Below are 12468 nucleotides of genomic sequence, written 5' to 3'. Positions count from 1 at the left end.
ATTAGCTAAATGTGTTGGTGACTTCCTGCAGGTCACGATCGTCCAGCTCGCGTTCAAAGCTGCGCAGACGTTTGTAGATGGACATCAGTTCTACCAGCGTGGTCCAGGAGCTGATCAGGTACTGGAACGACCCGCGAACCTGACCGAAAACGTTGGTGATCTGCGTCATCAGACCGAGCGTAATCGTACCCGCAACAATGGACGGAAACAGCAGGAACAAACCGAAAACGTTATCCACCTGCAGATACAAAATACGCGCGATGTTGAAATACATATAGTGGAAGTAGAGACGGAAATAGTTGCGACGCACGGCGCCAAACAGCTCGCGGACGGTCGGCGGCGAGGCGCGGTTGGCATCGTCTTCGCCATAAACCAGCTCTTTACGATATGCGGCTTCGACGCGTTGATTTTTAAACTCCAGCCCCGGCAGTTTGATCCCCACCACCGCCAGCAGGCCCGTCCCCATCAGCGACCAGACGATCGCGGCAATCACCAGACCATACGGAATATGGCCGACAATCGGCAAATCCGGTACATGCGCCGAGAGCGTTACCAGCACCGGCAGGAAGGCAATCAGCGTCATAATGGCGTTGATAAAGCTGACGCCCATGTCTTCAAGCGTGGAGGCAAAACGCATGGTGTCTTCCTGCACACGCTGTGCGGCACCTTCGATATGGCGCAGGTGCTGCCAGTGCGCCATATAATGTTCGTTCATCGCGGTACGCCAGCGGAAAACGTAGTGGCTGACGAAGAAATTGTTCATCACGCCGATGATAACCGCAATCAGGGCGATGCCGAGGAAGACGCCAACTTCATGGTAGAACTGATTGATGGTCACCTTATGCGGCGAGCTCAGCGCGGTCTGGATCAGATCGTAGAACGGCGCATACCAGGCGTTAACCGCCACGCCCACTTCCACCAGGAACCAGGTCACGAAGATAATCAGCGATGTGCCGAGGATCGACCAGTACTGCCAGCGGTGCGGAGAATAGACAAACCAAAAAAGGGCAAACAGCCCTACGCACACCGTGTAGTAGGCATAAAACAGCAGGTAGCTGAGCGACCAGAAGCGCGCCGCGCTAATCGGTACCTCGCCTGTCGCTCCCGTGATGCGCGTCAGCCATGCGCCGCCGCCCGCCTGCCAGAAAATGACAGCGATGAGTGCCCAAATAAATGCCGACAGGAAAAAAGGCCCCGGCTTTGGGAAAAAAGACTTAAACATAATGCTTCCTTCTTGTTGTTATGGCTGTTGCTGTGCACAACACGTTACCAAACGAAATACCTGCCCAGGCCAGCCTCCCGGCTCAGGCAAAAAGGTCAGACCCGAGGGTTGATTATTAGTTCGCTTTCCAGTTTTCGAGAATTGTTTCGGTGCGTTTCACTGCGAGAGGGTTCGCTGGCGCAATGAAGTTACGCCAGACGTCGTTGTGATGGTTAATCAGGATCTGTGCTTCAGCAGCCGGGCGGTTGGATGTGGTATGGGCATCTTCCGCAACTGTGATGTGATAACCCCGGCTAACGCCGTTCTTGATCGTCGCATCGACGCAGTAATCGGTGGCGCAGCCGCAGATGACAAACTCGCGAATGCCCTGGTCACGCAGCAGCGTCTCAAGCCCGGTGTTGTAGAAGGCATCACAGGCCGTTTTGGTCACGTAAAGCGCGTCAGCCGGCTGATGGAGTTCAGGCAGTAGCGCAAACCCTTCACTTCCCTCTTCCAGCCCCCCGGCCTCGGTGTGCTGAATAAAAATCACCTTGTCGGCAGCCTGCGTAAGCTGGTTGATCAGAGAGACACACTTTTCGCGCTGATGACGAGGGGTTTTAAATACCCCGTTCTGCATATCGACAACCATAACCACACGCTTCTCAGACATACCGTTCTCCGTAAGATTGAGTGACACTGGTGCCTATCATAAGCCCGATGTCACAAAATGGGAGATGGCTCGTAAGTAAATTGTTCATATTTACCCATGGTTACGTTTTTCTCGCTATCGTTATGCAATTCGGGGCATTGCGCGGTACCGTTTAGTAGTATAAATACCCATAACTTTCCTATTTCACTTCATGGATGCTTTTCGTTGAAACGTTGTCTGCTCTCTTTTGCCGCGCTGTGTGCGGTGAGCTTTTCTACCGCCCAGGCAGCCCAACCGCTGACGGCTCCCGTTTTAGCTTCAGATATTGCCGATCGCTACGCGAACCTTATCTATTACGGCAGCGGCGCGACCGGAATGGCGATGGTCGTCATCGACGGAAACCAGCGCGTGTTCCGCAGCTTTGGCGAAACGCGCCCGGGAAATAACATTCATCCGCAGCTGGATTCCGTTATCCGCATCGCGTCCTTAACCAAGCTGATGACCAGCGAAATGCTGGTGAAACTGCTCGACCAGGGCGTGGTGAAGCTCGACGACCCGCTCAGCAAATACGCGCCTCCAGGCGCCCGGGTTCCAACCTATCAGGGTACGCCGATTCGCCTTGTGAACCTTGCCACCCACACCAGCGCCCTGCCGCGTGAGCAGCCGGGCGGGGCGGCGCACCGTGACGTATTTGTCTGGCCAACGCGCGACCAGCGCTGGAGCTATCTGAGTACCGCCACGCTGAAGGCGGCTCCGGGTTCGCAGGCCTCTTATTCAAACCTGGCCTTTGACCTGCTGGCGGACGCCCTTTCAACGGCGGCTGGCAAACCTTATACGCAGCTGTTTGAAGAGCAGATAACCCGTCCGCTGGGCATGAAAGACACCACCTTTACCCCGTCCCCGGATCAATGCCGTCGCCTGATGGTGGCGGAGAAAGGCGCAAGCCCCTGTAATAACACGCTCGCGGCCGTGGGCAGCGGCGGGGTCTATTCCACGCCTGGCGACATGATGCGCTGGATGCAGCAGTTCCTTTCCTCGGATTTCTACGCTCGCAGCAGCCAGGCCGATCGTATGCAAACCCTGATTTATCAGCGTACCCAGCTGCACCGCGTCATCGGGATGGACGTGCCGGGTAAAGCCGATGCGCTCGGCATGGGCTGGGTCTATATGGCGCCAAAAAATGGCCGTCCGGGAATTATTCAGAAAACCGGCGGCGGTGGTGGGTTCATCACCTATATGGCCATGATCCCGCAGTCAAACGTGGGCGCATTTGTGGTGGTCACCCGCTCCCCGCATACGCGTTTCGTCAATATGAGTGACGGGATTAATAACCTGGTGGCTGAGCTGAGCGCCAATAAAGCCCAGGTTCTTACCGCGTCCAACTGATATTAATATTCCGTGGGCAAGCGGTTGATGCTGACCAGCTTGCCCCGGCTCATATTGATATAGTTTCCCTGTCGCAGGGCGGCCAGAACCTCGGCAACAACAGAACGTGAAATACGTGTGCTTTGCTGAATATGATTCATCACACCGATTTTTGAACGCAGCGTTTCATCCCACTCGGCCATATTTAACAGCATCGCTCGGATCTGGTGATAGGAGTTATTGCCAACCAGCTGCATATCGCGTTTTTCAAGAATGTAATTTATCCACGATAACCAGCAGAAGGCCTCTTTCCAGAGTGAATTCTGTTGAATGAGTTGACGGGTGGTTTCCGTAGACAAATAAAAACCGGTACAGGCCGTTTTTGCCATCACCCTATATTCCTGAGAGTGATGAATCATCACCGTCGACAGACCGAAAATAAAAGGAGCAGTCGCAATTCCAACCAGCAGCTCATCAGAGGAACGGTAGACCTCAATAACACCGGTTTGTAATACGATCGTACGAGGCTCATTCCATTCATCTGACGTTATTAATTGTTGGGGCGTACATGTAAAAGGAGTACTGGCCGATATTAAACACTGTTCGAGCCGGCGTAATTCAGAAAGCGGTTTCGCATTAACGTTCATGCAGACCTCAAAACATCCGTATTTGTCGGTTCAATATTATTTTTATTGCTTTTGTAAAAAGTGGGGAGGTCATCCCTCCCCCGCTTTTATGCATTACCAGTTATATTTCACGCCAAGGTTTGCGCCCCAGTTCTGGTCAACGTCACCGCCGCCCAGATAAGTGGCATCAGTGTAAGCACTGAAGTTCTTCGTGAAGCTGAACTGGGTGCCCAGCCCAACACGAACAGCTGAACCTTTCACGCCGTTATCAATGCCGTCGCCGTTAATATCGGCATTGTTATCGGCGTCGTCATAGACATAGGCCAGTTTGAAGTAAGGGGTCAGAGCCTGATCGCCGCCGTAGTTGAAGGTGTAACCCGTATCAACACCGAGTTCATAACGCAGGCTGTCGTAAGATTGCCCATCCATGCGCATGTCATTGCTCAGACGATAATCATCACCAGACTGGAACAGGCCAGATACGGCTGCATATGGCGTAACGTAGCCAGAGAGGTTTGGTTTCCAGTCATAGCCCAGCTTCAGCCCAAAACCAACAGCGTCGCTGGTGGTATTACCGTCAACATACTGGCCGTTGCTCATGTTAGCGGAAAGATCGCTGTTGAAGCGGGTGTAGCTCAGGGAGCTGTCAAGGAACAGGTCGTTCATAAACTTCGCTGACGCGTAGATCATCGCCGTCTGGCTGTCCTGATCGGCCTGACCGGTACGATCGCTGATATCACCCTTCGCGAAACCTGCCGCACCACCGACGATCCACTTCGCGTTATTACCGTCAATCTGGGTATCCAGACCCACCATAATACCGCTCACGTCCTGATCGTAGCTGATAACGCCACTGTCACCGTCGAAGTTGCCGCCGAAGTAGCTCACCCACGCTCCGCCGTTATCCGCCAGGCCGTGACGGCTGTTTGTCAGGCGCGAGCCTACGGTATCCTGCTGCAGATTCCAGATATTGGTATTGGCAGAAGGAATGCTCAGCGCCATATTCGCGTAGTCGGTCAGCGCTTTCTGCTGGAGGACAACGGAGTCACCCTGCTGCTGCGCCTGGTAAGTGTAAGCACCTAAATCGGCTCTGTTTGCGGCAGTGAAGCTGGCTGTGGTATCCGCGTTATTGTCATAAACGCGAATAATCTCTTTGTTTTTGTAATCAGCAACGGAACCTGTTCCGGTCGCGCCGTCAATACGGACCTGGTAGTTGCCTGCAACATCACCGTTCACCGCCAGATGGCCGTCAGAGTTAATGGCCACAACGCCGTAGTCATAATCGGCGCTGCGCTTATCGTTGGTGATATAGCGAGCGTTGTTCAGATCGCTGTTCAGCACGTAATCACGGCTGGCAACGTTTAACACACCGCCATCGGTCAGTACCATATTGTGCGTATCAACCTGGCCCAGCCCCAGCGCCAGTTCTGCACCGTTATCCACGGTGATAGTGTTGGCATAAAGATCGGCCGTTTCTTCCGTCAGTGCCGCACGGCTATAGCTGTCCAGATACAGATGGTCGGTGGCTACGTCGCCGCTGTCGCCGATATTCAATGAGGAAGCATTGGTCAGAGTGATGGTATCCGCCAGCAGGCCAGAGCTTTCAACATTGACCTGAGAATGGTTGTTTACCGTCAGCGTGTCGATGTTAGACATCTTACGGGTATCCCACTCGGAGCCGTTATCCAGCGCGATGTTAAACAGACCGCTCTGATACACCGCTTCGCCCGTAACATGTCCGTTGCTGTCATAGGTGGAATCCGGCCAAATGCTGTTAGGAGACAGAGTGCTCCAGTCTACGTTGCTGTAGCCCTGGCCATACATCTGCGCCGTGCCAATAGCCTCGACGCTGGACTGCGCTGCACCGACCCATTTGCTGCCGTTGGTGAGAGTAACATCCAGCTTATCGGTGCCATCCCAGCCGTTGGTAGTAGGGTTATAGATGCCGTCTGCGGTGGTATCGGTTGCCGGATCGCCGTTCGGGTAGAAGTTGTTGTCGAAGGTGCTGGAGAACAGAATATCGCCAGTCACGGTGGAGTGATCGAACGTGGCGGTGGTCTGCATCGCGTTATCAGACGCGCTGGCGGCCACAATCAGTGCCGCATCATCTGCCGCTGTCGCGTTGGTTTCACCGTAGTCGCTCGGCTTCGCGCTTTGACCGTAGAATCCGCTGGTCCCTAAATCGCTGTACGCACCGGAAGTCAGTACCGAATCTTTCACAACTAGCGTGTCGGTAAAGACTTTGCTGCTGTTGGCTACGCCTTCAACTCCGTCGTATGGGGTATTATCCAGTTCCTGATACCCCTGCGTCAGGGTAATCCCCGCAACGTGGGAGTTATTCTGGATCACGATATCCGATTCTACATCCAGGGTAATCGCGTTACCGAGAGCATAGGTGTCCAGATAATGCGTTTCTGTGCTCTGACCATTTACGACGTCATAAGCGTAATGCTCATAGGTATCGTTGATCGTAGAGTTATCCACGGTCAGGCTAAAACGATCGTACTGAGAATGGGCCGTGCCGTCGGTATCTATACCATCAGCACACGAGGCGGTCATACATTCAGAAGTGATCATGCCATTAATGGTGCTGTTGGAAATGCTCAACGCATTTGCCCGACCATTGATACCATCATCAAGATAATACGTTGAAATAACGCCATTCACGGTGGCTTTATTAATCACGGGATAAATATCACCATCGTGGATGGCATCTGAGTAATCCCAGTCGGCATAACCATAATACCAGGGAGTGGACGCTGTATTATCGTATCCGAAGGTATTATATGTCGTACCAGAAATATCCTTCGCATTGGCCTGAGAAGCGATAGCCAGAGTGCAGGCTAATGCAAGTTGAGATACAACCAGTTTCTTTTTCCATGTTTGCATTGGGTCATCCCTCCTCAGGGACGTAAGCAAGTTTGTCCATCAATGAATTTGCAATATTTAATTGCGGAGGGAATTATGCAGTTTCACTTCGAAAAGGTTCAATGAATGTTTCCATTAAGTCCGTATTCAGACAAAAAACACATCCAGACCACAAAGCATAAGGCGTCATAAAATAAATATTATAAAAACAGAATGTTAATGCACGGCCAAATCAATCGAAAAAACACCATAAAAATAATAAATCATTTTTGATTATGCATTCATTACCATATAGAAATAACACGAATATCTCATTCTTCTCTCAGAGTTATAGTGACCTGCATTATATATTATTGGTAACAGGCAAACTCACCTGCCGCATTTTGCAAAAGCAAAATGCCCACTTTAGTAAAACACCCGTCGCCACTTTGAGGTACACTAGCCTTCTTTGTTCCACAAACATCAGGCATACCATGACCGATTTAATTGCACGTCCCCGCCGCCTGCGCAAGTCACCTGCACTGCGCGCTATGTTTGAAGAGACAACCCTGACCTTAAACGATCTGGTGTTGCCGATTTTTGTTGAAGAAGAGATCGATGACTACAAAGCCATCGAAGCCATGCCGGGCGTAATGCGCATTCCGGAGAAATATCTGGCGCGTGAGATCGAACGTATCGCCAACGCGGGTATCCGCTCGGTGATGACCTTCGGCATCTCCCACCATACTGACGCCACCGGCAGCGACGCGTGGAAAGAAGATGGCCTCGTCGCCCGCATGTCCCGCATCTGCAAAGAGACCGTGCCGGAAATGGTGGTGATGTCCGACACCTGCTTCTGCGAATATACCTCTCACGGCCACTGCGGCGTGCTGTGCGATCACGGCGTGGATAACGATGCCACCCTGCTGAACCTTGGCAAACAGGCTGTGGTCGCTGCCGCAGCAGGTGCGGATTTCATCGCGCCATCTGCCGCAATGGACGGACAGGTTCAGGCGATTCGTCAGGCGCTGGACGCGGCCGGTTTCACCGACACCGCCATCATGTCTTACTCCACCAAATTCGCCTCCTCCTTCTACGGCCCGTTCCGCGAAGCGGCGGGAACGGCGCTGAAAGGCGATCGTAAAACCTATCAGATGAACCCGCTGAACCGTCGGGAAGCGATTCGTGAATCCCTGCTCGATGAAGCCCAGGGCGCAGACTGCCTGATGGTGAAACCGGCTGGCGCGTATCTCGATATCCTGCGCGACATCCGCGAGCGCACCGAGCTGCCGCTGGGCGCTTACCAGGTCAGCGGTGAGTACGCGATGATCAAATTCGCCGCGCTGGCGGGTGCAATTGACGAAGAGAAAGTGGTCCTGGAAAGCCTCGGCGCTATCAAACGCGCGGGCGCGGATCTGATCTTCAGCTACTTCGCGCTGGATCTGGCCGAGAAAAAAATTCTGCGTTAATCCGCTTTAGCGCCGGGTGGCGGCTTCGCCTGGCCCGGCCTGTTCTCTGCGCTAATCTTCACCAAACTGCAATACAACCGACATCTGCTCCTTCTACTGTCTTCGCAAGACGGCAGGAGGAGTAACCATGTTTAGCCTCGATAGCGTTCTCGACGATCTTTGGCCTCAGGCGAGGCCCGCACCCTGGCAAAAAAGTCTATTAAAAAGACTGTTCTACGAAGACGAATTTCAGCAATTTGCCGCGGCACACCGCCACCTGAAAGGACTGGATATGGTGGAGCAAGTTCTGGAGCACCTTGATATTCTCTGCACCGTTTCCGCCCGCGATCTTGAACAAATCCCCGAACATGGCCCGCTGGTCATTATTGCCAACCACCCGACGGGTACGCTGGACGGCCTGGCGCTGATGTACGCCGTCTCCCGCGTGCGGCGCGATGTTAAAGTCGTGACCAACCGGATGCTGACCCACCTTGAGCCCCTCAGCTCGCTGTTTATTCCGGTGGACAATATGGGCGGCAGGACGGCGAAATCGTCCCTGGTGCAGATGGAACAGCATCTGCAAAACGCGGGCGTGCTGATCTTCTTCCCGGCCGGAGAAGTTTCCCGCCCTACGCTCAAGGGCATTCGCGATAAGAAATGGCACTCCGGCTTTATCAAACTCGCCGGCAAGCTGCGCGCCCCGCTGCTGCCGGTGCATATTCAGGCGCATAACAGCCTGCTCTTTTATGCCAGCACGCTGGTCTCTCCGACGCTGTCGATGCTGCTGCTGATGCAGCAGATGTTCCGCCGCCGCCACAGCCAGCTGCCGATCAAAATCGGCCAGCAGATTACGTGGCATCACTGGCACAGCGCTAACCTTTCGTCGCGTGAGATGGCCGAGCAGTGCCGTCAGCACGTGATGCGTCTTGGCAAGGGATTGCCCGGAGTCTTTAAAACCCAGTGCGCGATTGCCCGTCCGGAAGACCGGGCCACACTGAAACGCGCGCTGGCGCAGGCCGAGAGCCTGGGAAAAACCAGCGACGGTAAAACCATCTATCTTTGGCAGCGAAACGGCCAGGAAGACGCCCCGCTGCTGCGCGAGCTGGGCCGCCTGCGCGAGATTGCCTTTCGCGCGGTGGAGGAAGGGAGCGGCAAACGCCGGGACACCGACAGCTACGACGATGATTATCTGCACCTGATCCTGTGGGATGAGGACGATCTGGAGATCGTCGGGGCGTATCGCTTTATGCCGACGGCCATGCAGATCGAAAAGCGCGGCGTTGAGGGGCTGTACAGCTATAGTCTGTTCCACTACGACGACAAAATGCAGGACGTACTGGAACACGGTATTGAGCTGGGGCGCAGCTTTATCCAGCCGCGCTACTGGGGACGCCGCGGCCTGGACTATTTATGGTCCGGCATTGGGGCCTATCTGGCGCGTTATCCGCACTACCGCTACCTGTTTGGCCCGGTCTCCATTTCCGGCGGCTTACCGCCTGCCGCGCGGGATCTGCTGGTGGCATTTTATCGCCTGTGGTTCCCGGCGACGCATCCGCTCGCCGCCTCACGTCAACCGTATCCCGCATCGCTGCCGGACGTGCTCGCGCAGTTTGGCGGCGTGGATTACGTGGACGATCTAACAAAGCTGAAATCCCTGCTCGGTAATCTTGGGTGCGGTATTCCACCGTTATACAAGCAATATTCCGAGCTGTGCGAGCCCGGCGGCGTGCAGTTTATTGATTTTGGCAGCGACCCGGCGTTCAGCAACTGTGTTGACGGGCTGGTGCTGGTGGATTTGTGTTATCTGAAGGCGAACCGCTATCAGCGGTATATTGAGGCGCATTTACAGCCCTCTCCCTAAAAGGGAGAGGGTTAGGGTAAGGGGATCAAGGCGCACGGTAAAACGGCTTATCCCCCAAAATCGTCGCCCGCTGCATAATCCGGCGTTGCGGCAAATAGTCCGCATTGGCGTAGTGCTGCGTCACGCGGTTATCCCAGATCGCCAGGTCATTCTCCTGCCAGCGCCAGCGTACCTGGAACTCCGGTTTGGTGATATGCGCGAACAGGAAACCTAACAGCGCCTCGCTCTCTTTCTCGGACACATCCACAATGCGCGTCGTGAATCCTTCGTTCACAAACAGCGCCTGCTTGCCCGTGACCGGATGGGTCCGCACCACCGGGTGCAGCAGCGGAGGATGTTTCGCAACCGCCTCCTGCCAGCGCTGATGTTCCTCTTCACTCTTGCGGTACTTGTACTCCTGGAACGATTTCTTGAAGTCATGCTCCGCCCGCAGCCCGCTCAGCAGCGTCCGGAACGGCACTGACAGCGCCTCATACGCCGCAATCCCGCTGGCCCACAGCGTATCGCCCCCCGTATCCGGCAGCAGCTTCGCCGCCAGTATCGCCCCCGCAGGCGGCGTCTCGATAAAGGTTACGTCGGTATGCCAGTTGTCGTTGTCCGGCGGATTATCGTTGTGGGTGTCGAGGACGATAATCTCCTCCACCCCTTCCGCATGCGGATAGACGGGGTGAATATGCAGATCGCCAAAGCGCAGGGCCAGCGCGCGCTGCTGCTGCGGAGTGATCGCCTGCTCGCGCAGGAATACCACCTGATGACGCAGCACCGCGTGGTACAGCTGCTCGAACTGGTTATCGCTCAGCGGACGGGTCACATCCAGGCCTGATACCTGTGCGCCAATGTACGGCCCCAGCGGGGTAATGGTCAGACGTTCACTCATTGTATTTCTCCATGCCAGGGCGTCAGACGGCGCTGTAACGCGCGCAGCCCCAGTTCTAATCCGAAGGCGATCGCGGCGATCACCGCGATCCCTGCCAGCACCACGTCAGTCGCCAGGAACTCCCCCGCCGACTGCACCATAAAGCCAAGGCCGCGCGTGGCCGCAATAAGCTCTGCGGCCACCAGCGTGGACCAGCCCACGCCAAGGCCGATGCGTAGCCCGGTTAAAATCTCCGGCAGTGCGCCCGGTAAAATCACGAACAGCAGCACCTGCGTGCGGCTGGCTCCCAGCGACTGCGCCGCGCGGATCCGCACCTGCTGGGCGCTCTTCACGCCCGCCAGCGCCGACATGGCCACCGGGGCGAAAATCGCCAGATAAATCAGCAGGATTTTTGAGGTTTCACCGATGCCGAACCAGATCACCATCAGCGGCAGATAGGCCAGCGGCGGGACCGGACGGTAAAGCTCAATCAGCGGGTCGAGGATGCCGCGCACCGTCGGGCTCAGCCCCATCGCAATCCCCACGGGAATGCCGATAATAACCGCCGCCAGCAGCGCCACCAGAATGCGCGCCAGGCTAGCGCCTAAGTGCTGCCAGAGTGTGGCATCCATAAAGCCCTGCGGCCCGGCGATGGTAATGAGTTTGGCCAGCACCTGTCCCGGCGGCGGCAGAAACAGCGGGCTGACCCACTGCAGGGCAGCAACTGCCCACCACACCGCCAGCAGCACCAGTAGCGTGCCGACGCTCAACGTGATTTGACGTGAGAAAGGCCAGCGCAGCGCCAGACGCGTGCGGCGCGTTTTTTCACTGAAGACGATGCTCATGAGAAGGCCTCCCGCTGTTCAAACACGCGGCTTAAAACGCACTCACGCTGTTCGATAAACAGCGGATCGGATTTGATGCTGCGCACGGGTTCCCCCGCGACGTAGCGGCGGGCGAAATCCAGCGGCAAACGCTCCAGCACGCGGCCCGGCCCCGGCGAGAGCAGCACCAGCTCGGTGGCCATAAACACCGCCTCTTCGATATCGTGGGTAATCAACAGCACCTGCTTGCCCGTCTCATGCCACAGGCGCAGCAGCAGGGTTTGCATCTGCTCGCGGGTGAAGGCGTCGAGCGCCCCGAACGGCTCGTCCAGCAGCAACAGCTGCGGATTCGCCGCCAGCGCGCGGGCAATACCTACGCGCTGCCGCTGGCCGCCGGAAAGCTGCCAGATGAAGCGTTTTTCCGCCCCTTCCAGCCCCACTTTTTTCAGCATCGCCCGCGCCGTTTCCAGCCGCTGTTCGCGGTTGATGCCCGCAAGCTGCAGCCCAAACGCCACGTTTTCCTGCACGTTGCGCCACGGGAGCAGACCTTCATTCTGGAAGACCACGCCGCGCTCGGCGCCGGGGCCTTCCACCTTTTTGCCTTCCAGCTGAATGGTGCCATGCTGATAAGGGACAAACCCGGCGATCAGATTGAGCAGCGTGGTTTTTCCGCACCCGGACGGACCCAGCACCACCAGCAGTTCACCGCTGTCCAGCGTCAGGTTGATATCCTCCAGCGCGGGTTTACCACCGTAATCAGCAGACAGATTTGTAATATTCAGCATGGCGGG

Annotated in this window: 10 protein-coding genes; 3 read left to right on the top strand and 7 right to left on the bottom strand. The window is 55.7% G+C overall.

All coding sequences use genetic code 11. The features are described from left to right. Position 1 precedes the first annotated feature (1 nt). Both sbmA and ELK40_RS05235 read right to left on the bottom strand, forming a co-directional pair. Entirely contained in the window at positions 2–1222 is a 1221-nt protein-coding gene (gene sbmA / locus ELK40_RS05240) for a peptide antibiotic transporter SbmA (protein ID WP_104949290.1), read from the bottom strand. Between the two features lie 115 nt (positions 1223–1337). Further along, positions 1338–1871 (bottom strand): isochorismatase family protein, encoded by a 534-nt coding sequence (locus ELK40_RS05235; RefSeq protein WP_127729733.1) that lies wholly within the window; start codon positions 1869–1871, stop codon positions 1338–1340. Between the two features lie 204 nt (positions 1872–2075). Here ELK40_RS05235 and ampH point away from each other — a divergent pair, with 204 nt between their 5' ends. After that, on the top strand, positions 2076–3236 hold the full coding sequence (ampH, locus tag ELK40_RS05230) for a D-alanyl-D-alanine-carboxypeptidase/endopeptidase AmpH (RefSeq protein ID WP_111963450.1): 1161 nt from the start codon (positions 2076–2078) through the stop codon (positions 3234–3236). A 2-nt stretch (positions 3237–3238) separates the two neighbouring features. Here the strand turns inward: ampH and ELK40_RS05225 are convergent, their stop codons facing one another. Together ELK40_RS05225 and ELK40_RS05220 are read right to left on the bottom strand one after the other, a co-directional pair. Further along, entirely contained in the window at positions 3239–3862 is a 624-nt protein-coding gene (locus tag ELK40_RS05225; RefSeq protein ID WP_127729731.1) for a helix-turn-helix domain-containing protein, read from the bottom strand. 93 nt (positions 3863–3955) lie between these two features. Then, positions 3956–6730 carry an autotransporter outer membrane beta-barrel domain-containing protein gene (locus tag ELK40_RS05220; RefSeq protein ID WP_127729729.1) on the bottom strand — a complete coding sequence of 925 codons (2775 nt, stop codon included), beginning with the start codon at positions 6728–6730 and terminating at the stop codon, positions 3956–3958. 452 nt (positions 6731–7182) lie between these two features. On the opposite strand from ELK40_RS05220, the gene hemB reads away from it, so the two are divergent. Both hemB and ELK40_RS05210 read left to right on the top strand, forming a co-directional pair. After that, a complete protein-coding gene (hemB, locus tag ELK40_RS05215) occupies positions 7183–8157 on the top strand; it encodes a porphobilinogen synthase (RefSeq protein WP_028017695.1) in 975 nt (324 codons plus the stop codon). 127 nt (positions 8158–8284) lie between these two features. Then, on the top strand, positions 8285–9997 hold the full coding sequence (locus ELK40_RS05210) for a lysophospholipid acyltransferase family protein (protein ID WP_127729727.1): 1713 nt from the start codon (positions 8285–8287) through the stop codon (positions 9995–9997). 25 nt (positions 9998–10022) lie between these two features. On the opposite strand, the gene tauD is transcribed toward ELK40_RS05210, so the two are convergent. The 3 genes from tauD to tauB are packed head-to-tail and all read right to left on the bottom strand — an operon-like array spanning position 10023 to position 12462. Continuing rightward, positions 10023–10874 carry a taurine dioxygenase gene (tauD, locus tag ELK40_RS05205; RefSeq protein ID WP_111963457.1) on the bottom strand — a complete coding sequence of 284 codons (852 nt, stop codon included), beginning with the start codon at positions 10872–10874 and terminating at the stop codon, positions 10023–10025. After that, positions 10871–11698 (bottom strand): taurine ABC transporter permease TauC, encoded by an 828-nt coding sequence (gene tauC, locus ELK40_RS05200; RefSeq protein WP_048225831.1) that lies wholly within the window; start codon positions 11696–11698, stop codon positions 10871–10873. Before tauC ends, tauD begins: the two co-directional genes overlap by 4 nt. Beyond that, positions 11695–12462, bottom strand: a complete 768-nt coding sequence (tauB, locus tag ELK40_RS05195) for a taurine ABC transporter ATP-binding subunit (RefSeq protein ID WP_127729725.1) — start codon at positions 12460–12462, stop codon at positions 11695–11697. The genes tauC and tauB overlap by 4 nt, the downstream gene beginning before the upstream one ends. Between the last annotated feature and the right edge of the window lie 6 nt (positions 12463–12468).

The organism is Enterobacter sp. N18-03635 (assembly GCF_004006055.1).
GTDB lineage: Bacteria > Pseudomonadota > Gammaproteobacteria > Enterobacterales > Enterobacteriaceae > Enterobacter > Enterobacter vonholyi.
Note: the sequence above shows the minus strand (reverse complement) of the source record. Positions and strands in the feature narration are given on the sequence as shown.